Genomic DNA, 20,459 nt, shown 5'->3' on the forward strand with positions numbered 1-20,459 from the left:
GCCTCCCCGGCGTGTGGCTCTTTTGATTTCTGCAGCCAAAACGAAAATCGGCCGGAGCATCTGCCCCGGCCGATCATGTTGACCAAACTGGCTGCCCTACTCTTCTAGGCTCAGCGCGACGAAGCGCGGATCGCCACCGCGGCGCACCAGCAGCAGCAGCGACTTGCGCCCCGCCTCCCGAGCCTCGTCCATCCGATCCTCGAGATCGGAGATCGACGACACTTTCTGCTGACCAGCCTCGGTGATCAGGTCGCCTGCCCGCAGGCCCTTGGCGTAGGCTTCGGAGGCTTCATCCACATCCGTCACAACCAGACCATCCGCGTCCGCGTCCAGACCCAGATCTTCGCGCAACGTGTCGGTCAGCGGCGAAATCGTCAGGCCAAGAATGTCGGCATTTTCGTCCAGCGGCGCCTCTTCCGCACCATCATCATCGCCGGTTTCCGCACGCTCGGCATCCTCGCGACGCCCCAGAGTGACAAGCACGGTCTGAGTGCTGCCGTCCCGCTGAACGACCACGCGCACGGACTTGCCGACCGGCGTCTCACCGACCTGCCGCACCAATCCACGCGTGTCCTTCACTTCGACACCATCAAAGCTGAGAATCACATCCCCTGCGAGCAGACCCGCTTCTTTGGCAGGGCCGTCCGGCACATCGCTGATCAGCGCGCCGCCCGGCTTGTCCAGGCCCATCGCCTCGGCCATATCCTCGGTCACGTCCTGAATGCGGACACCCAGCCAGCCGCGGCGGGTTTCGCCGAATTCCCGCAACTGATCGACAACCTTGGACACCACGTTCGACGCCATCGAGAACCCGATACCGATCGACCCGCCATTCGGCGACAAGATCGCGGTGTTCACACCGATGACCTGACCGTCCATGTTGAACAGAGGACCGCCCGAGTTGCCCCGGTTGATGGCCGCATCCGTCTGGATATAGTCGTCATAGGAACCGCTGAGCTCGCGATTGCGCGCCGACACGATCCCGGCAGATACCGAAAACCCCTGCCCCAGCGGGTTGCCCATGGCAACCACCCAGTCCCCTACAAGCGCTGTGTCGCTGTCGCCGAAAGTGACGTATTTCAGCGGACCCGACGCCTCGACCTTGAGCAACGCAATGTCCGTTTTCTCATCCGTTCCGATGACCTTGGCCGGCAGCTCTTTTACCGGCTGACCATCGCCGGGGAAGAACTCGATCAGAATTTCATCCGCCTCTGCGATGACGTGATTGTTGGTGACGATGTAGCCATCCTCGGAAATCACGAACCCCGATCCCAAGGCATTGCTGCGGCGCGGGCGATTGTCCTGGTCGCCATTGCGGTCCTGGAACTCGCGGAAAAAGTCCTCGAAGGGGGACCCTTCGGGAACGATCCCCTGCGCGCCCGACTGCCCCTCGATCAGGGTCGTCGTGGTGATGTTGACCACGGCCGGGCTGATCCGGTTGACCAGCGGCGCCAGGCTTTCCTGACGGGCCTGTGCAGCCAACGTCTGGAGCAACAAAAGGGAAACCGCGGCAAAGGCCAGCCACAAAAGCCGCGCCATCGTCACCACATCGTCCCGGCGGACGGATACACTGCGTGCTACTGCCTGCACTTGGTCTCTCCTTGTCGACATTGTTCTGTTGGTGGCTGCCTGAGCAGCTTGCTGGGAAACAATGTAGTCAGTTTGTGACCGCCCGCAACTCGGGAAGTTGAGGAATTCACTGCCAGTTTACTCCCACCGATCAAAACCCCAGCCGATTGGCCGTCCACAACAGGACGAAGCCACTGACCACACACAGAAGTCCGACCAATCTGCGGGCCGGTTCGGGGATGCTGCGCAACGCCTCAAGCATCCGCTCGACAAGCGAAGGGGCCAGCGCATAGGCCAGCCCCTCGACAATCAACACCAGCCCGAAGGCCAGCAGGATCATACCCACTATTGGGAGGCCGGCGCGGCGGGCGCCGAACGGCCTTGCGGAGATCCGAGGTAGTTGAAGAACTCGGAATCCGGGCTGAGCACCAGCGAGCTGTTGCCGCCTTTCAGAGCGTTCTCATAGGCCGAAAGCGAGCGGTAGAACTCGAAGAACTCCGGGTCCTTGCCATAAGCTTCCGCAAAGATCGCGTTCCGTTCGGCATCAGCCTCACCGCGAACGATCTCCGCCTCACGGCGGGCCTCGGAGACCAGTTCGACCACGGTCCGGTCAGCCTGGGCACGGATCCGCTGTGCAGCTTCTTCACCGCGCGCCACTTCGTCGGCCGCCTCGCGTTCCCGCTCGGCGCGCATCCGGGCAAAGGTCGCTTCGAGGTTGGCCTGCGGCAGGTCGGTACGTTTCAGGCGAACGTCGATCACCTCAAGGCCCAGATCGCGGGCCTCGGCGATCGCGCCGTTGCGAATGCGCAGCATCAGCGCCGCCCGGTCCGAGCTGAGAATGTCATTCGAGCTTACCGAACCCAGAACCTCGCGGGTTTTGGCGCGCAGGATCGAATCCAGACGCTGCTCCGCTGTGTCGATGCCACCGGCACCCACGGCCTCACGGAACTGCCGCACATCGGTGATCCGATAGCGCGCGAAGGCGTCGACCACCAGGCGGCGGTCATCCAGCGGCGTGACTTCCAGCGGGCCGACCTCGCGGCTTAGAATACGGTCATCGTAGCGCACGACCTCCTGAATGACCGGAATCTTGAAGGCCAGGCCCGGGTCTTCCTTGACGTCGATCACGCGACCGAATTGCAGAACCAGCGCTTTTTCACGCTCGTCCACGATGAAGATCGCTGAGAGGGCGATCACAATAACCACGAAAATGGCAGGTAGGAGAAAGGTTGATTTACGCATGTCTTAGTTCCCCTCACCCGAGTTGCGGCGCAGTTCGTTCAGCGGCAGATAAGGCACGACGCCCTGCCCCTGGCCTGTTGCGCTGTCATCCAAGATGATCTTGTCCACGTCGCCCAGAACCTGCTCCATCCGTTCAAGGTACAGACGTTTGCGGGTCACATCCGGAGCTTTCGAGTATTCTTCGAGAACCGCGCCAAACCGGCTGGCCTCACCCTGAGCTTCGTTCACGACCTGTGCCCGATAGCCTTCGGCCTCTTCCAGCACCTGCGCGGCTTCACCACGCGCGCCGGCCAAAACCCGGTTCGCATAGGCATCGGCCTGCTTCTCCAGCCGGTCGCGTTCCTGTCCAGCCGACTGAACCTCGCGGAAGGCATCCTTTACCGGTTCCGGTGGGTCGGCGCCGTCAAAGTTCACACGGACGATGTTGATACCCGAGTTGTAGCTGTCCAGAGTCGACTGGATCAGTTCCTCAAGCCGTTCGGCGATGATAGCACGGTCGCGGTTCAGGATCGGCGCGAGGTCCGACTGCGCGATGATCTCGCGCATGGCCGACTCAGACACGGCCTGGATAGTTTGTTTCGGGTCGCGCAGGTTGAACAGGTAGTCCGCAGGATTCGAGATATTCCAGACCACCTGGAAATCGATATCGACGATATTTTCGTCGCCCGTCAGCATCAGACCGGCGTCCGAACCGCGACCGCCAGATCCGATGGTTTCGGTCTGTTCGACCTTCACCGGGATGACTTCGGCCGTGACAACAGGCCACGGGGCAAAGTTCAGACCTTCGGTGCCGATTCCGGTAAAGCGACCGAACAGCAGCTCAACAGACTGCTCTTCGGGCTTGACTGTGTAGGCGCTGGCAAAGCCCCACAGAACCAAGGCGGCAACCCCGCCCAGCAGGATGGTGCCCTTGGTAATTGCCGGGCCGCCACCGCCGCCCTGGCCGGATCCGTTGCCGCCTCGGCCCCCGCCGCCGCGCCCGCCCATCAGCACGCGCAGCTGCTCCTGGCCTTTTTTCATCAACTCGTCGATCTCGGGGATCTGCGGCCCGTCGCCTTCGGGCGGGCGTCGCCCGTCCCCATTGTTTCCCCGGTTTCCTCCGCCACCGGATGAGCCTCCGCCCCCCCAGGGGCCTCCGCTGTTGCCCGCCATGTGTTTCATTTCCCTTGTTTTGGCCCGTGTTCTTACGGGATCACTTGTAACCTGTGTGCGCGCGGTTGCAAATCAAGCGGTGCGCACGGGTTGCCGCATGGTTACCAGTTCTTCGGCCATCACCGGATGAACCGCAACCGTGCGATCGAAATCTTCCTTTGTCGCGCCCATTTTGACCGCGATGCCCGCCAACTGGATCATTTCGCCCGCGCCGGGGGCGACAATGTGACAGCCCAGCACCTTGCGGGTGGCCTGGCTGACGATCAGCTTCATCAACACCCGTTGCGTGCCGCCCGCGAACGCCTTCTGCATCGGCTTGAACGAGGTCGCGTAGACCTCGATCGGCTCCTGCTCGGCGGCCTGCTCCTCGCTCAGGCCCACGGTTCCCATCTCGGGCTGGGTGAAGATCGCGGTCGGGATCAGCTCATGATCCACCGGGGTGGGGTTGCCCTTGAATACGGTCTCGACAAAAGCCATGCCCTCGCGGATGGCGACCGGCGTCAGGTTTACCCGGTCGGTCACGTCCCCGATGGCATAGATCGAGGGCACCGCGGTCTGGCTGTATTCGTCCACGACAATCTGCCCTTTGCGGCCACGTTCGACGCCCAGCGCCTCAAGGCCCAGATCATCCGCATTTGGCGCCCGGCCCGTGGCATACATAACAACATCGAAAAGTTGTTCAGACCCGTTGGTCGCCTTGACCCAGATCTTGTCGCCCTGCTTTTTCATTTCGAGCACATTGGTGCCCAGATGCACGTCGATCCCGTTTTGGCACATCTCTTCGCAGATCAGCCCGCGCGCCTCGTCGTCGAAACCCCGCAGGATTTGCGCGCCGCGATAGAACTGCGTGGTCTTGACGCCCATGCCGTTCATGATCCCGGCGAATTCGCAGGCGATATAGCCGCCACCGACGATCAGCATGGTCTCGGGCAGTTTCTCAAGGTGGAAGATATCATTCGAGGTGATGGCCAGATCTGAGCCGGGGAATTCGGGCACCACGGGGCGCCCGCCGGTGGCGATCAGAATGTGCTTGGCGGTCTTTCGAGTTCCGTCAGCCAGCTCGACCGTATGCGGATCGAGCAGTTTCGCGCGCTGGTCAAAGGTTTCGACGCCGTTGTTCTTGAGGATATTGCGATAGATGCCTTCCAGCCGGTCGAGTTCGGCATGCAGCTTGCCGCGGAACTGCGGCCAGTCGAAAGCGCCCGGCTGAATATCCCAACCATAGGCACGAGCGTCCTCGACCATTCCCGCGTATTCGCTGGCGAACACCATCAGCTTTTTGGGAACGCAGCCGCGGATCACGCAGGTTCCGCCATAGCGGTCCTCTTCGGCCAGCGCGACCTTGGCGCCGTTTTCGCCCGCCGCCACACGCGCCGCGCGGACACCGCCCGAGCCGCCTCCAATGACGAAAAGATCATAGTCAAAGCTCATGCCGCGTTCCTTTTGTCAGCCTGCCTGAAATTGCCCTGAGTATTTGGGGGCGTGAATGATCGTGCCAACCCCTTGGCCCGGAAATCGCACACCGCTGTGAAGCCGGGTGCGCGGTTGGCTCAGTCGGCCAGGTCCGAAAACAGGTTGTCGTGTTCGTCGCCCAACCGATCCAGCTCGATCGTTCCGCTGTTGAAATCGCGCAGCTCGACCCGGCTGTCGCCGTGGCCGATCACGACCTTGTCGCAGATGTCGATGAACAGCCCGTTTTCGACCACCCCCGGTATCTGGTTCAGCACCAGTGCAAGTTGCCTCGGGTTGCCGATGCGTTGCAGGTGCAGGTCGAGTATGTGATTGCCCTCATCCGTCACGGTCGGCGCCTCGCTGTTCATCCGCAGGGTCGCCGACGTGCCCAGCACGTCCATCGTGTCCAGCAACTCCTCGATCAGCGTGCGCGTGGTCTGCCAGCCAAAGGGAATGACCTCGACCGGCAGCGGGAACGCGCCCAGCGCCTCGACCTCTTTCCCTGCATCGGCGATCACGATCATCTGGTCGCTGGCCGTGGCCACGATCTTTTCCTGCAGCAACGCCGCGCCGCCGCCCTTGATCAGGTTCAGCTCGCCGTCGAACTCGTCGGCGCCATCGATCGTCACGTCCAGCCAACCCGCCTGATCCAGCGAAACAACCTCGATCCCGACCTCGCGCGCAAGCTGCGCCGTAGCCGTCGACGTCGGAACGCCTTTTATCCGCAGACCTTCGTCCCGCACCCGCTCTCCCAGACGACGCACCAACCATGCCGCGGTCGATCCGGTACCCAGACCCACGCGCATCCCGTCTTCGACCATCTCGGCCGCGCGATAGGCGGCGACACTCTTGGCCCGGTCGATGGGTGACAACTCTGCTGTCATTGCGGCTTCCCCTCAGTTCTTTGGGGAACTTATACGGAAAGCCCTGCCCGACTGCGAGGCCCAAAATCCGCGGGACCGGCGCAATAATCGATACACGAATACGCGTTTCCCATCGGAAACGTCGCAATCAAATCTTCAGTGGTCGGCTCGGTTGTGTAAATAAAGCGCATACAGTTTCCTAGCGGTTCGGGCGCTTCAAACCGGCCCGGCCGCCAACTCGCCACAAGGCTCAGCGACCAGACATGTTTCTATCCGTCTTCGATATGTTCAAAGTGGGCGTTGGCCCATCCTCGTCCCACACGATGGGGCCGATGGTGGCGGCTGCGCGGTTCCTCGATCTGATGCGCGCCTCGCCATTCGAATTCGCTGGCTTGCGCGCGTCTCTGCATGGATCTTTGGCCTTCACCGGCGTCGGCCACGCCACGGACCGCGCCACGATCCTGGGGCTGGCTGGGTTTGTCCCCGACAGCTATGACCACGGCCGTGCCGAAGCGGCACTGGCCGAAATTGCCGAAACCGGCACTGTCACACCCGAGGGTCTGCCGACCCTGCGGTTCGACCCAAAGGCCGATCTGATCTTCGACTACGACAACACCCTACCCGGCCATGCCAACGGCATGATCCTGATGGCCACCGACGCGCAGGGCGACGTGATCTTGCGGCAGGTTTATTACTCGGTCGGCGGCGGCTTTGTCCTGACCGAAGAGGAACTGGCCGAAGGCAAGGACACAAATGACGGCCCGCCGGTGCCTTTCCCGTTCAAGACCGCCGCCGAAATGCTGGAAATGGCGCGCAGCAGCGGCAAGACCATCGCCGAAATGAAACGCGCCAACGAGATCGCGCGCGGCTGCGCCGACAGTTTCGCGAAGGGCACCGCTCGACTGTGGGAGGTGATGAACGCCTGTATCGAGCGCGGGCTGAGCACCGACGGCACACTGCCCGGCGGCCTCAAGGTGCGGCGCCGCGCCAAGGCGATACACGATGCGCTGATGGCCGAACGCGGCATGAACCTGAACGCGCCGCACACGATCAACGACTGGATGAGCGTCTATGCGATGGCGGTGAATGAGGAAAACGCCGCCGGCGGTCAGGTCGTCACCGCCCCAACCAATGGCGCGGCGGGCGTACTGCCGGCGGTGCTGCGCTACTACCTCGATCACGTTCCAGGCGCGTCGGAAAGCCATATCGAGGATTTCCTGCTGACCGCCGCCGCCATCGGCGGTCTGGTGAAGTACAACGCGTCGATCTCGGGTGCCGAGGCTGGCTGCCAGGCCGAGGTCGGCAGCGCGGCCGCAATGGCCGCGGCTGGTCTTTGCGCAGTGATGGGCGGCACACCGGAACAAGTGGAAAACGCCGCCGAGATCGCGCTGGAGCATCATCTGGGCATGACCTGCGACCCGGTCGCCGGGCTGGTGCAGGTTCCCTGCATCGAGCGCAACGGGCTGGGCGCGATCAAGGCGGTTTCGGCGGCGTCGCTGGCCCTGCGCGGAGACGGGCAGCATTTCGTGCCGCTGGATGCGGTGATCGAGACCATGCGCCAGACCGGCCATGACATGCACGAAAAGTACAAGGAAACCTCGCTGGGTGGTCTGGCCGTCAACGTGCCAAACTGCTGAGGGAACAAACAGGGAGGGCAGCTCAATGCATGGACATTGCCTGTGCGGCAGAATCGGGTTCGAGGTCGACCCTCCAGTCCTGTCTTGTGTTTCCTGCCATTGTGACAGCTGCCGCCGCCAGTGTGCCGCGCCGATGACCACATATTTTGGGGTGCGCGACGGTCAGTGGCGTTGGACCGGAGAGGAACCGAAGCGGTTCAACTCTTCCCCCGGTGTCGAGCGCAGCTTTTGCCCGCATTGCGGAACGCCGATCTCGTTCCGATCCACTACGATGTCCGACGTTTTGCACCTTTATGTAGCGACACTGGAGAACCCCGAAGCCCTGCGGCCAACGCTGCATGTCGCCTATGAAGAGAAACTGACGTGGCTCGAACTGGGTGACGAGCTGCCCACTTGCTTCGGTCCGGACTACACAAAGGTGCAGCCCTTGCCCGAGGGCTGACGACGGGCCTTTCCCATTCTTCGGGAAACGTCTAGCGTCGCGGCCATGACACAGGATCGTCCCGTCTTCGGCATCGTTTTGATGCTTGGTTTCTGCGTGCTTGCACCGCTGGGCGATGCCTTGGCCAAGCTGTTGGGAGAAACCACTCCGCTTGGCGTTCTTGTGCTGGTGCGTTTTGCGGTGCAGGCGGCCATCCTGATTCCGCTGGTGGCGCTGACGGGTCGGACCTGGCGAATGCGCGGGCGCGTGCTGCGGCTGACCGTGCTGCGCACTCTGCTGCACATTGTCGGAATCGCAGCGATGTTCAGTGCGCTGCAGTATCTGCCGCTGGCCGATGCCGTCGCCATCGCCTTTGTCATGCCATTCATCATGCTGCTGCTGGGCAAGTTTGTGCTGGGTGAAGAAGTCGGGCATCGTCGTCTGATCGCCTGCATTGTCGGCTTTGCTGGCACGTTGCTGGTCATCCAGCCCAGCTTTGCCGAGGTTGGTGCTCCGGCCCTTTTGCCGCTGATCGTGGCTGTCGTCTTTGCCCTGTTCATGCTGGTGACCCGGCAGATTGCCAAAGAAACCGATCCGATTGCCCTGCAGGCCGTGTCCGGGCTGCTGGCCACCGCGGTCCTGGCTCCAGTGCTTGCGATCGGGGCCCTGACAGGTCTTCCGGATCTGGCACTGACACTGCCGCAAGACAACGCTCATTGGTTGCTGTTGGCCATCGGTGTTCTCGGAACCGTGGCACATCTGCTGATGACATGGGCGCTGCGGTTCGCGCCTTCGGCAACGCTGGCGCCGATGCAATATCTGGAGATTCCGGTGGCGACGCTGATCGGCTGGCTCATCTTTCACGATCTGCCAAACGGCCCGGCGGCCCTGGGGATCGCCATCACGATCGCGGCCGGGCTTTATGTCATCCTGCGCGAGCGGGCCAGCGCCCGGTCTGCGCCGACGCAAACGCCCGCATGACAGCATCAAGAGCGTCGCGCGGCACCATGACCAGCAACCCGGGTCCGTCGACCTCGAGGGTAACCTGAGCCAGCGCACGGTTCGATGTTCCGACCCGTCCGTCCGGCTCAAGTACCAGACCGTCGATCGGCCACTCCAACCCCGAACTGCGTCCGGTTACCCGCTGAAATGGAAACAATGACACTGTGTCGCCCGGCGTGAGCGACAGTGATATGCTGGGCGGGGCGTGAAAGACCACTTCGCGTGCGCCCAGCAGGACGCACGGCCTGTCTTGGTGGCAAACCAGCGTATTGAGCACCGCCAGTTGGTGGTCCAGCCGACCTCCGAGAAACCCGACGCCCAAGACCAGCGGCGCGCGGATATTGCGTAAGGCCTTGTCGAAATCAGTGCTGTCCTGTTCCCGGATCGGAAACAAACGGTCCTCTGGTATCCGTGCAAGATAGGCGCGTTCCAACGAATCGAAGTCGCCTATTACCGCATCCGGAACGCGCCCCGAATCGATCAACGCGGCGGCCCCGCCATCCGCAGCAACAGCGCCGTTGACGCGATTCAGCGCCAGATTCAGGTCATCGGGGCCGATTTCCCCTCCTCCGAACAGGGCAATTGGTCTTTTGGAATGAACAATTTCGCCGTTTTTTCCAAGATTGACCATTTTTCCCGCTTTTGGACACATTGAGACCACAAAATGATAGGTTCTTTAGAACAGGTTCGAGCTGACAGACGCGCCCAGCGTCGCGCGGGTTGGCTCTGTGTAGTTTGTAGAGGACGTGCGTCTGATGGTACAGAACAACAAGGTATTGACCGTTTCCTACGGAACCTTCTCATGCACTTTGGAAGGCTTTGACGATTCCTTTGAGACGATGAAGGCGATTGCCGAATACTTCCGCGATCTTGCCGCGGATGACAGGTATTTCGGCTCCGAGCCTCCGCAACCAGACGCAGAAATGTTGACCCGTATCGCTCAACGTGACGCTTCGCGCCGTGTGGAAGCCAAGCAGAACGACACCGGACTGCTGCTGCGCGCCACGGACGAAGCCCATGATGCGGCCCCGCAACAAACCGCACCCGCAGCCAGCACACCGGCGCCCGCCAGCCCTGACCTGAGCGTGGTCGACACGGCACCGGCGGCTGGTGCTGCCGCGTTCTTTGCCGATGCGGAGCCGGTCGAATCCGCAGCCCCCCAAGGCGCCGACAGCATCGCCGCCAAGCTGCAGCGCATCCGCGCGGTCGTCTCGCATAATGACCAGACGCCCCCCGCCTACAGCGAAGACGAAGACAGCGGTTTTCTAGCCTCGCCCGAGCCCCAGATTGACGCCATCTCGGTCGCATTCGAAGCCGGAGCGCTCAGCCCCGACGATCTGGATGCAACTGAAGAGGTGATACAGGAAGATGCTCCGGTAGAGGCCACACAACAGCACACGGACCCGTTTGTTGATCTGGCCGAGGAAGAACCTCAGGCAGCGGTCGAATTCGAAGCGGAAGAAGAATTCCCGGCAGCACCGGAAGTTGAAGCGGAGGCTGATGAAGGCGCCGAGGATGCTACGGAAGTTGAAGCTGATCTGGAAGAGGCTGAGGAAGCCACGGCGGAAGAAACGTCCGAAGACGACAAGGCCGCCAGTGATGAAGAAACCTCGTCCGAGATTTTCTTCGCGGATCTTGAAGAGGACACCGACTCGGAGCCCGAGGCTGACGACATCCTCAACATTCTGGGTGATCAGCCCGAAGATGCCGATGAGGAAGTCTCTGAACTCGCGGAAGACGGCGTCCTGACTGCCGAAGACGAAGAGAGCATCCTGGGTGAGATCTCGGAAATCGAAGCGGAAATGGATGCGCGCTCGAAACGCGACGCAAACAAGCCTCAGGACGTGGACTCGGACGTGTTGCGCCTGATGGAGAAGGCCGACGCCCAAATGGACGACCCGGCCACTTCGGACAAGCGGGAAACTTATTCCCACCTGCGCACAGCTGTAGCAGCCACCGAAGCTGAAGGCGGCAAGGCCCGCGATGCGGATGAGGACGAAAACCAGAAATATCGTGGAGACCTGGCCTCGGTCGTCAGCCCCCGTCGTCCCGAAATCCATGTCACCAGCATGCGCCCCGAGTCGGATACGGCCGCGCCGCTCAAGCTGGTTGCCGAGCAGCGCATCGATACGCAGGACGCGGACGCCGGTCCGGTCACCCCGCGCCGCGTGACCGCAGCACAAGACGACGACGCATCCGAAGAAGGCGGCTTTGCCCATTTCGCTCAGGAGCAGGGCGCACAATCCCTGCCCGACCTGCTGGAGGCGGCGGCGGCCTACCTGTCTTTCATCGAAGGTCAGGAGCAGTTCTCGCGTCCGCAGCTGATGAACAAGGTGCGGTCACTCAAGCAGGATGAGTTCAACCGCGAAGAAAGCTTGCGTTCGTTCGGCCAGCTTCTGCGCGATGGAAAGATCGAAAAAGCCGGCGGAGGGCGCTTTGCCGCCTCGAACCAGATCGGCTTCCGCCCCGACGACAAGCGCGCCGCGGGCTGACAAGACCCCCCAACTGCCCAAGACAGGCCGGAGATCCTCTCCGGCCTTTTTTGCATTTTGCGTGAAAGCTCAGAACTTGAACGCCAACGCCACGTACGGGCCGGTCAGTATAAGATCGACAACGTTGCGGCCGTCCTCAAAATCAACGCTCAGATGACGGTAGCCGGCTGCAACATCGATGGTCTCGGTCCAGCTCCAATTGGCTTGAACGAGGGCTTCCCACTGGAATTTCGACCCATAGCCAAAACCACCGATGTTGCCCATGGCCGCAAGTTTCCACCGCTCATTCAGCGCACGAGAGTATCGCGCCCCGATGATTGGATCTGTCCAGCTTTGGTCAGTGCTTGCCGGGAAACCGGCCACGGTTGTCGACAGATCAAGATCCCAATGGCGCAGCCCGCCCAGCACCTCAATTCGGGACTGGCTGTCCTCTGCCACCGCGTAGCTGCCCGCGAGCGAGGTCATGATCCCGTCCAGCTCCCAGCTCGCGGCGTTGCTGAATGGTCCGATGGAAACGGTGTCGCCCAAATTCAGATAGTTGAACTCGCCTCCGATCGACCAACGCCCTTTCCGGGCCTCGCCGGCGATCAGGAATGCGCTGTTTAGAATGTCGAAGATGGATTTGCTGCCATCAACCGGAGGGTTCGGCCCAATGTCCAGAGAGGTTCTGAAATCCGGCCCCCAGAGGTAAGGGGCAATGACGAATTCCCAATCATCAGCCCAAACGGCACCCGAACTCAAGGTTGAGAGGCTGGTCAATGTGACCAAAACAGCATTTTTCATCAAGGATCCACCTGCCGACGTGTGCTTTTCGAAACTGTTTTTCGGACAAGCCTGTCACGTCGGCAGGTTTCTTACAATGGTCTGGTCTATTGCTGATCTTGATCCGGGTCTTCTTTGCCAACGCCACGAAACACAAATTTGAATGGCAGCGCCCACAGAACACCCAAAACCACATAGACCAGCAGTTCGACCAGGATCGATGGTCGGTCCAGCCAGTTCACGATGGTGACCACCGCCACAATATACAGCGGCAGCCCCACCAGCAACAGAACCAGCGACCACCGTCTGCGGGCCTTGTAGCTGAGGCCGGGTTTGTCCGCGCCCGCCATCAGTCGGCAAACGGGTCGGTCACCAGGATGGTGTCGTCCCGCTCCGGGCTGGTAGACAGCAGCGCCACCGGGCATTCGATCAGTTCTTCCACCCGGCGGACATATTTGATGGCGTTTGCCGGCAAGTCTGCCCAGCTGCGCGCGCCTTCGGTGGACTCGCTCCAGCCCGGCATTTCTTCATAGATCGGTGTGCACCGCGCCTGCTGATCCGCAGCCGTCGGCAAATAGTCCAAACGCTTGCCGTCCAGTTCGTAAGCGACACAGATTTTCAGTGTCTCGAACCCGTCCAGAACATCGAGCTTGGTCAATGAAATTCCGTTGACGCCGCTTGTGGCGCAGGTTTGCCGCACGAGGCAGGCGTCAAACCAGCCGCAGCGCCGCTTGCGGCCTGTCGTGGTGCCGAATTCATGTCCGCGCTCCCCCAGTCGCTGCCCGTCGGCGTCGTGCAGTTCGGTCGGGAACGGTCCTTCGCCAACACGGGTAGTGTAGGCCTTCACGATACCCAGAACGAAGTCGATCGACCCCGGACCAATCCCCACGCCCGTCGCCGCTTGCCCTGCAATCACGTTCGACGAGGTCACAAACGGATACGTACCGAAATCGATATCCAGCAGTGCACCCTGAGCGCCTTCGAACAGGATGCGCTTGCCCGCTTTGCGCTTTTCATTCAGCACTTTCCAGACGGGGGCCGCAAAAGGCAGGATCTGCGGCGCGATTTCCTTCAATTGGGCGATCAGCGCGTCACGATCCACGGCGTCGATACCCAAACCCTTGCGCAGCGGGTCGTGGTGTTGCAACGCCCTATCGACCCGAGCCTCGAGAGTCGCCTCATCCGCAAGATCGGCCACACGCACCGAGCGGCGACCAACCTTGTCTTCATAGGCCGGGCCGATCCCGCGTCCAGTCGTGCCAATCTTGGTGCCCTTGCTCGCTGCTTCCTCGCGCGCGCGATCCAGCTCGCCGTGGATCGGCAGGATCAAGGGTGTGTTTTCCGCAATCATCAGCGTTTCAGGTGTGATCTCGACGCCTTGCGCGCGGATCGTTTCGATCTCTTTCAGCAGATGCCAGGGATCCAGGACAACCCCGTTGCCGATGACGCTCAGCTTGCCACCACGCACCACACCAGACGGCAGTGCATGCAGCTTGTAGACCTCACCATCGATGACCAGCGTATGCCCGGCGTTGTGCCCGCCCTGAAAACGCGCGATCACGTCTGCCCGCTCGCTGAGCCAGTCGACGATCTTGCCTTTTCCTTCGTCACCCCATTGGGCGCCGACAACAACCACATTGGCCATATCCGGTCCTTTTTGCGCTGAATTACCAAACCCGGCCCATATAGCGGGGCGCAGGCAACAGGGAAACCGATAATTCGCCGCAGCCACCAATCGCGCCGACGCGCAATGCTCTTGTCGGGGATCATGGCCACCGGACGGAGTCCGCGCCGTTGTTCATCTGGCCGGGAACACACGTGGAAAAGGCCCTGAACGGGCAACACCTTGAAAGCCAACTTGCGCTACAGGCGCACCGGCATTCCGTGAGGCGTCTTCAGATACGCCTCCTCCCAAGCTGCGCGCATTTCGTGGATTTCTTCGGGCAATGCCGTTTCCTGCTCGGCCAAAACCGACTCGAGCGTTTCGAGCCAGGCCATGAAATAGTCGTCGCCCCCGTCCAGCTCGCGGTTCAGCCCGTGGCGCCGCAAAGTCTCGGAGAACCGGGCGGCCCAATCGGTCCAGGAAATCCGGCCGGCCTCGTTCAACGCCACCGTCACCGCAAACACCTGAGCGTGCCAGGGGTTCTCAAAAACCGGTCTTGGGGCGTTGTGATCGGGACAGATGCTCATGCGGGTTCCAGATAGCTTTGCCAGAGATCCAGAATCACCTCGTCATCCGGGTGTTCGGGATTGGCCCACAGTTCCGACGCGGGAAAAGCAACGGCATAAAGCGGCTCGGGCGCTTCACCCAGACCATGCGCGCTGGAGTCCGGCAAGACATGTGTGCCGTGAAACCGCAAAATGCGTCCGGTCGCGCCCGCTCCGTATGCGGGCAGCCGCGTGTGCCCCCCTTCAAAAAGACGATTGGCAGAAGGGCGCAGCGTGCGAACGGTCTGGCCGACCTCAAAAGCGGCAGGGATGTTCGACGGGCGATCGGCCGGTCCACCTTTGGCCAGAACTCTGACCACCGCATCTGCCGGCAGTTTTCGCGGAGCAAGCGGATGTGGCCCGTCAACGCCCTGCCCGCGCAGATCCTCGATCTGCAGAACCCCGGTCTCGACCAACAGGTCGGCCAGGGCCGAAATCCATTTCTCGTAATAGCTGAACCGGGCATAGTCCTTGGGGGACAACCTTTCCCGCGCATGGCGCGACGTGTCGATGTTCCATTGGCCCAACGCGCCCGCAGCCAGTGTCACGGCAAGGGCCCGCGCGTGCCAGTCTTCGGCAAACACCGGCACGTCTTCAGGCTCGGGGCGCACCGGCCCGTCGCCGAACCGCCCGCCCATGTCGTGGGCACGGGTCATGCCGGCACCTTCGGCAAACCCGTGCCGATCATGCTGTCGCGCGTGACCAGCGCGGCCAGGTCCTCTTCGCTCAGACCATCGGTGCCTTCTGGGCGCATGGGCAAGACCAGATACCGTATTTCGGCGGTCGAATCCCAGACACGAACTGCGGTACCCTTGGGCAGTTCAACTCCGAACTCAGCCAGGACGCGGCGCGGCTCGCGCACAGCTCGGGCACGGTATGCGTCAGATTTGTACCAGCCCGGGGGTATGCCCAACAGCGGCCATGGGTAACAACTGCACAAGGTGCAGACGACCATGTTGTGCGTCCGGGGAGTATTCTCGACCACGACCATATGTTCGCCCTGCCGGCCATAAAACCCCATCTCAGAGAGCACAGCTGTAGCGTCGTCCAGCAGGGCGCGTTTGAACTCCGGGTCCGACCAAGCTTTGGCGACAACCTTCGCACCGTTTTGCGGACCGATCCGGTTCTGATAGGTGTCGATGATCTCGTCCAAAGCGGCCGGATCGATCAAACCCTTGCGGGTCAGGATCGTCTCGAGCGCTTTGACGCGCAAAGCGGGGTCCGGGGGCAGCAACGCGTGCGGGTGGTCGTGGTCGTCATGTGGCATGGCCGCAGCCTGAGCCAGGCACCGCCGGGTGTCCAGCCCCATTTGGCCAGTTCGGCACAATCCCCGGCGGTGATGGCAACTCGTGGCTTGCCCCCGGCCACAAACTTGCTTAAGTACCCGGCGATACACGCCACGCCGCACAGGAACACCATGGAAAACGTCGTTCTCATCATCCACCTTCTTTTGGCTTTGGGCCTGATCGCCGTTGTTCTGCTGCAGCGGTCCGAAGGCGGTGGCCTGGGCATGGGTGGCGGCGGTGGTGGCGCCATTGCAGGACGTTCGGCAACGACGGCACTGGCAAAGGTGACCTGGATCCTTGCGGCCTGCTTCATCGTCACCTCGATCACGCTGACGATTCTTGCCGCGGAAAAATCAGCTGGAAGCTCGGTCATCGACCGACTTGGCGTTCCGGCTCAGGACGCGACCGAAGAGAGCACACCTGCTGTTCCCTCGGCCGAGGACCTGCTGCCGCCGGCGCAGGGCGACAACGCGCCGCTGATCCCACAGGCCGACTGATCCACAAAACCTAGAAATCTGAAAGAGAACCACAACAGCATCTTGCGGTTCTCTTGCGCTTTTTGCGCGAATCCTTTATACGTGAAGTCCCGTGATGCTGCGGTTTTTTCGAACCGCCGGGCAGTTGATGTTGACGTCTCACGGGGGCAGCCGAAGAAACATGGCACGATTTATTTTCATCACTGGTGGTGTTGTTTCATCCTTGGGCAAAGGGCTGGCGTCCGCTGCTCTGGGTTCGCTTCTGCAGGCTCGGGGATACTCGGTTCGGCTGCGCAAGCTGGATCCCTACCTGAATGTCGATCCCGGCACGATGTCGCCGTTCGAACATGGTGAAGTTTTCGTCACCGACGACGGGGCTGAGACCGACCTGGACCTGGGACACTACGAACGCTTCACGGGTGTTGCCGCACGAAAGACCGACTCGGTCAGTTCGGGGCGGATCTATTCGAACGTTCTGGAAAAGGAACGCCGCGGCGACTATCTGGGCAAGACCATTCAGGTGATCCCGCACGTGACCAACGAGATCAAGGACTTCATCGCCATCGGCGAGGATGAGGTCGATTTCATGCTGTGTGAGATCGGCGGCACCGTGGGCGACATCGAAGGCCTGCCCTTCTTTGAAGCCATCCGTCAGTTCAGTCAGGACAAACCGCGCGGCCAGTGCATTTTCATGCACCTGACCCTGTTGCCTTACATCAAGGCCTCCGGCGAGCTGAAGACCAAGCCCACCCAGCACTCGGTCAAGGAACTGCGCTCAATCGGCCTGGCGCCCGACATTCTGGTCTGCCGTTCCGAAGGACCGATCCCGCAGAAAGAGCGCGAAAAGCTGGCCCTGTTCTGCAACGTGCGCCCCGATGCGGTAATCGCCGCGCAAGATCTCTCGACCATTTACGACGCGCCGCTGGCCTATCACCGCGAAGGTCTCGATCAGGCCGTGCTTGACGCATTCCAGATCAGCCCGGCGCCCAAGCCCGACCTGTCGAAGTGGGAAGATGTCAGCGACCGCATCCACAACGCCGAGGGCGAAGTGAAGGTCGCGATCGTCGGAAAGTACACCCAGCTGGAAGACGCCTATAAGTCCATCGCCGAGGCGCTGACCCATGGCGGCATGGCCAATCGCGTCCGGGTCAAGGTTGAGTGGGTCGATGCCGAGATCTTCGACACCGAAGACCCCGGCCCGCATCTGGAAGGGTTCCACGCCATTCTGGTGCCCGGCGGTTTTGGCGAGCGCGGCACCGAAGGCAAGATCAAGGCTGCGCAATATGCCCGCGAACACAAGGTGCCGTATCTGGGCATCTGTCTGGGCATGCAGATGGCAGTGATCGAGGCCGCGCGCAACGTGGCCGGCATTTCCGGCGCGGGGTCCGAGGAATTCGACCACGAGGCCGGCAAAAAACGCTTTGAACCGGTGGTCTATCACCTCAAGGAATGGGTTCAGGGCAACGCCAAGATCGAACGCAAGGTTGGTGACGATAAGGGCGGCACCATGCGTCTGGGTGCCTACAACGCGGTTCTGACCGAAGGCTCGAAAGTGGCCGAGGTCTATGGCAGCACCCAGATCGAAGAACGACACCGCCACCGCTATGAGGTGGACACCAAGTATCGCGAACAGCTTGAGAAAGCGGGTTTGAACTTCTCGGGGATGTCACCCGACGGACGCCTGCCCGAGATCGTCGAATGGTCGGATCACCCGTGGTTCATCGGCGTGCAGTACCACCCGGAACTGAAATCCAAACCTTTCGATCCGCACCCGTTGTTCCGCGACTTCGTTCGCGCGGCCAAGGACACGTCGCGTCTGGTCTGAAGCGGACTGTACCGCTTGGTCTTGCTTTGCAAAGCGTTCCGGTTCAGTTTGAGCCGGAACGGACAAAAGGAGCAGACCGCGTGAGCAAAGGATACTGGGTGGCCCATGTCGATGTAGACGACATGGAGACCTACAAGACCTACATCGCTGCCAATGGCGAGGCTTTTGCCGAATACGGTGCCCGTTTTCTGGTCCGCGGTGGAAATCGGCAGGTGCGGGAAGGCGCAGCGCGGGCGCGAACCGTCGTTATCGAATTCCCCAGCTATGAGGCCGCCCTGGCCTGCTATGACAGCGATCTGTATCAAAAGGCTAAAGCCTTGCGCGATCCAGTTTCATCCAGTGATCTGGTGATCATCGAAGGGTATGACGCCTAGCACGGACACGGTGACAGAAATACGGATTCCCCAATGCCACTGCTAAAGAACTTCCTGCAGGCTTTGCGCCCCCCTCAGCAGACCACGCTGCCGGACCCTGATGCGGAACTGGCGCTTGGCGCTTTGCTGGTGCGTGTCGCGCAGGCCGACCGCGACTACAAGATCGAGGAAATCAGCCTGATCGACCGCATCCTGGCACGGCTGTACCAGCACAACGCGATCGAGGCCGCCAAGGTCCGCGCCACTTGCGAGAAATTGCACGCCGCAGCCCCCGACACGGATACCTTCGGCAAACTGATCCGCGAAACGACGGATTTGCACGAACGTCTGGCCGCGATGGAGGCCCTTTGGGAGGTTGTGCTGGCCGACGGCAATTCGGACGAGGGCGAGATCAAGATCGTCGAAGAAGCGCGTATCGCAATGGGCCTCAGCTACAATGACAGCCAGGCCGCGCGCGAACGGGTGCAAAGCCGCTTGGACGCGGGCTGAGTGACGGCTATATCTAGGCCATGTTCAACGCCTTCCTGTCCCGGCTGACCCAGCCGCAACCCGACCCACTGACCGATGACGACGCCCGGCTGGCCTTGGCCGCCCTGCTGGTTCGCCTTGCCCGGTCCGATGATGACTATGCCGATACCGAGATGTCGCGCATCGACAAGGTTCTGGCCGAGCGCTACGGCCTGTCCCCGTTCGAGGCCGCAGGGCTGCGCGCCCAGGCCGAAGATCTGGAGGCCGAGGCCCCTGATACCGTCCGCTTTACCCGTGCGATCAAGGATGCGGTGCCGTACGACCATCGCCTCGGCGTGGTTCAGGCGCTGTGGTCGGTGGCGCTGGCTGACGGTCAGCGCTCGCAGGACGAGGACTCGCTGCTGCGGCTGGTCGTCAGCCTCCTGGGCGTCAGCGACGTGGATTCAGCTCTAGCCCGGCAGAAGGCCGCCAAATCGTGACGGCGATGCTGGGCATGTACGACATGCCCGCTTTGCAACCGGCCAACGATCGCTTTTGGAGTTTGATTCGCGCACATTTGGGCGAAGGTCCGAACCATCTGACCCGTGATCGCGATTTCTGGGAGATCTGGCAGGACCCTGACCTTGTCTTTGCCCAGACCTGCGGCATGCCTTATCGCACGCGCCTGCACGGCAAGGTGCATCTGGTCGGCACTCCAGATTATGACCTGCCGGGCTGTCCGCCAGGACACTACTGCTCGGTTTTCGTGGCCCGCGCCGATGACGCGCGCGATCTGCCTGAACTGGCAGCGGGCATTTTTGCCTATAACGAGGCGCTGTCCCAATCGGGCTGGGCCGCGCCGGTCACGCATCTGTCCGAACTGGGCCTTGCTCCGGCGCGCCTGCTGGAAACCGGTGGACACGCCCTGTCAGCGCTGGCCGTGGCCGATGGACATGCCGATTTCGCATCACTGGACGCACTTACATGGGTGCTGCTGCAAGAGCATACCGATCTGGGCAAGCGCCTGCGCCAAGTGGCAATCACGCGCCCCACCCCGGCGTTGCCCTACATCACCGCGATCAAGCGCGATCCGGCTCCGGTCGCCACCGCGGTTCGCGCCGCGATCTCAGACCTTTCCCCGGCAGATCGCGCAGCGCTACACATCCGCGGGTTGATCGACATTGCAGCCGATCTCTACCTTGCCGTTCCCAACCCGCCATCGCCTGCGGCGTTGCTGCCTGAAAGCTGACC

The 20,459-nt window shown here is 61.7% G+C and carries 23 protein-coding genes; 10 read left to right on the forward strand and 13 right to left on the reverse strand.

Annotation, left to right across the window (positions count from 1 at the left end; translation table 11 throughout):
* Positions 1-96 precede the first annotated feature (96 nt).
* The 6 genes from AC2FML_RS05200 to rpiA all read right to left on the reverse strand — a co-directional run bounded on the left by AC2FML_RS05200 (position 97) and on the right by rpiA (position 6,299).
* Positions 97-1,590: a Do family serine endopeptidase gene (locus AC2FML_RS05200; protein ID WP_390895962.1), complete on the reverse strand. Its 1,494-nt coding sequence runs from the start codon at positions 1,588-1,590 to the stop codon at positions 97-99.
* 130 nt (positions 1,591-1,720) lie between these two features.
* Complete coding sequence (locus tag AC2FML_RS05205) at positions 1,721-1,915, reverse strand: DUF2065 domain-containing protein (RefSeq protein ID WP_093962522.1); 195 nt, start codon at positions 1,913-1,915, stop codon at positions 1,721-1,723.
* Positions 1,915-2,811, reverse strand: coding sequence for a protease modulator HflC (gene hflC, locus AC2FML_RS05210; protein ID WP_170338336.1), 897 nt, complete (start codon positions 2,809-2,811; stop codon positions 1,915-1,917). The genes AC2FML_RS05205 and hflC overlap by 1 nt, the downstream gene beginning before the upstream one ends.
* A 3-nt stretch (positions 2,812-2,814) precedes the next feature.
* Positions 2,815-3,963, reverse strand: a complete 1,149-nt coding sequence (gene hflK / locus AC2FML_RS05215; protein ID WP_170338334.1) for an FtsH protease activity modulator HflK — start codon at positions 3,961-3,963, stop codon at positions 2,815-2,817.
* Positions 3,964-4,035: 72 nt separating this feature from the next.
* On the reverse strand, positions 4,036-5,394 hold the full coding sequence (gor, locus tag AC2FML_RS05220; RefSeq protein WP_480635525.1) for a glutathione-disulfide reductase: 1,359 nt from the start codon (positions 5,392-5,394) through the stop codon (positions 4,036-4,038).
* A 119-nt stretch (positions 5,395-5,513) separates the two neighbouring features.
* The gene (gene rpiA / locus AC2FML_RS05225) at positions 5,514-6,299 is read right to left on the reverse strand and encodes a ribose-5-phosphate isomerase RpiA (RefSeq protein WP_170358547.1); all 786 of its coding nucleotides are present in this window, start codon (positions 6,297-6,299) and stop codon (positions 5,514-5,516) included.
* A gap of 242 nt (positions 6,300-6,541) precedes the next feature.
* Between rpiA and AC2FML_RS05230 the strand changes: the two genes are divergently transcribed.
* The 3 genes from AC2FML_RS05230 to AC2FML_RS05240 are packed head-to-tail and all read left to right on the forward strand — an operon-like array spanning position 6,542 to position 9,317.
* The gene (locus AC2FML_RS05230; RefSeq protein WP_496782273.1) at positions 6,542-7,915 is read left to right on the forward strand and encodes an L-serine ammonia-lyase; all 1,374 of its coding nucleotides are present in this window, start codon (positions 6,542-6,544) and stop codon (positions 7,913-7,915) included.
* Between the two features lie 25 nt (positions 7,916-7,940).
* A complete protein-coding gene (locus AC2FML_RS05235) occupies positions 7,941-8,357 on the forward strand; it encodes a GFA family protein (RefSeq protein ID WP_496782275.1) in 417 nt (138 codons plus the stop codon).
* Between the two features lie 45 nt (positions 8,358-8,402).
* A complete protein-coding gene (locus AC2FML_RS05240) occupies positions 8,403-9,317 on the forward strand; it encodes a DMT family transporter (RefSeq protein WP_170435007.1) in 915 nt (304 codons plus the stop codon).
* Here AC2FML_RS05240 and AC2FML_RS05245 read toward each other — a convergent pair.
* A complete protein-coding gene (locus AC2FML_RS05245; protein ID WP_170418038.1) occupies positions 9,262-9,969 on the reverse strand; it encodes a thiamine diphosphokinase in 708 nt (235 codons plus the stop codon). The genes AC2FML_RS05240 and AC2FML_RS05245 overlap by 56 nt on opposite strands.
* 124 nt (positions 9,970-10,093) lie before the next feature.
* Here AC2FML_RS05245 and AC2FML_RS05250 point away from each other — a divergent pair, with 124 nt between their 5' ends.
* Positions 10,094-11,830, forward strand: coding sequence for a hypothetical protein (locus tag AC2FML_RS05250; RefSeq protein ID WP_496782277.1), 1,737 nt, complete (start codon positions 10,094-10,096; stop codon positions 11,828-11,830).
* Positions 11,831-11,899: 69 nt separating this feature from the next.
* Here AC2FML_RS05250 and AC2FML_RS05255 read toward each other — a convergent pair whose 3' ends face one another.
* From AC2FML_RS05255 to nthA, 6 genes are all read right to left on the reverse strand, one after another.
* Positions 11,900-12,613: a porin family protein gene (locus AC2FML_RS05255; protein ID WP_496782278.1), complete on the reverse strand. Its 714-nt coding sequence runs from the start codon at positions 12,611-12,613 to the stop codon at positions 11,900-11,902.
* Between the two features lie 86 nt (positions 12,614-12,699).
* Positions 12,700-12,942 carry a DUF2842 domain-containing protein gene (locus AC2FML_RS05260; protein ID WP_093962533.1) on the reverse strand — a complete coding sequence of 81 codons (243 nt, stop codon included), beginning with the start codon at positions 12,940-12,942 and terminating at the stop codon, positions 12,700-12,702.
* A complete protein-coding gene (locus tag AC2FML_RS05265) occupies positions 12,942-14,237 on the reverse strand; it encodes an adenylosuccinate synthase (protein WP_170337852.1) in 1,296 nt (431 codons plus the stop codon). Before AC2FML_RS05265 ends, AC2FML_RS05260 begins: the two co-directional genes overlap by 1 nt.
* Positions 14,238-14,455: 218 nt before the next feature.
* Positions 14,456-14,782, reverse strand: coding sequence for a nitrile hydratase accessory protein (locus AC2FML_RS05270; RefSeq protein WP_170338314.1), 327 nt, complete (start codon positions 14,780-14,782; stop codon positions 14,456-14,458).
* On the reverse strand, positions 14,779-15,456 hold the full coding sequence (gene nthB / locus AC2FML_RS05275; RefSeq protein WP_496782280.1) for a nitrile hydratase subunit beta: 678 nt from the start codon (positions 15,454-15,456) through the stop codon (positions 14,779-14,781). Before nthB ends, AC2FML_RS05270 begins: the two co-directional genes overlap by 4 nt.
* On the reverse strand, positions 15,453-16,067 hold the full coding sequence (gene nthA, locus AC2FML_RS05280) for a nitrile hydratase subunit alpha (RefSeq protein WP_496782282.1): 615 nt from the start codon (positions 16,065-16,067) through the stop codon (positions 15,453-15,455). The genes nthB and nthA overlap by 4 nt, the downstream gene beginning before the upstream one ends.
* A 150-nt stretch (positions 16,068-16,217) precedes the next feature.
* Here nthA and secG point away from each other — a divergent pair, with 150 nt between their 5' ends.
* The 6 genes from secG (at position 16,218) to AC2FML_RS05310 (ending at position 20,457) form a co-directional block, all read left to right on the forward strand.
* Positions 16,218-16,583 (forward strand): preprotein translocase subunit SecG, encoded by a 366-nt coding sequence (gene secG / locus AC2FML_RS05285; protein WP_093962537.1) that lies wholly within the window; start codon positions 16,218-16,220, stop codon positions 16,581-16,583.
* Positions 16,584-16,743: 160 nt separating this feature from the next.
* Positions 16,744-18,387 (forward strand): CTP synthase, encoded by a 1,644-nt coding sequence (gene pyrG / locus AC2FML_RS05290; RefSeq protein WP_093963011.1) that lies wholly within the window; start codon positions 16,744-16,746, stop codon positions 18,385-18,387.
* 80 nt (positions 18,388-18,467) lie between these two features.
* Positions 18,468-18,761 (forward strand): DUF1330 domain-containing protein, encoded by a 294-nt coding sequence (locus AC2FML_RS05295; RefSeq protein ID WP_170435020.1) that lies wholly within the window; start codon positions 18,468-18,470, stop codon positions 18,759-18,761.
* A 39-nt stretch (positions 18,762-18,800) separates the two neighbouring features.
* Positions 18,801-19,250 (forward strand): tellurite resistance TerB family protein, encoded by a 450-nt coding sequence (locus AC2FML_RS05300; protein ID WP_170340012.1) that lies wholly within the window; start codon positions 18,801-18,803, stop codon positions 19,248-19,250.
* A 20-nt stretch (positions 19,251-19,270) separates the two neighbouring features.
* Positions 19,271-19,708 carry a tellurite resistance TerB family protein gene (locus AC2FML_RS05305; RefSeq protein ID WP_093962539.1) on the forward strand — a complete coding sequence of 146 codons (438 nt, stop codon included), beginning with the start codon at positions 19,271-19,273 and terminating at the stop codon, positions 19,706-19,708.
* Positions 19,709-19,713: 5 nt separating this feature from the next.
* Positions 19,714-20,457, forward strand: coding sequence for a phosphate/phosphite/phosphonate ABC transporter substrate-binding protein (locus AC2FML_RS05310; RefSeq protein WP_496782544.1), 744 nt, complete (start codon positions 19,714-19,716; stop codon positions 20,455-20,457).
* Positions 20,458-20,459 lie beyond the last annotated feature (2 nt).

The organism is Ruegeria sp. BHSC029, from assembly GCF_059613085.1.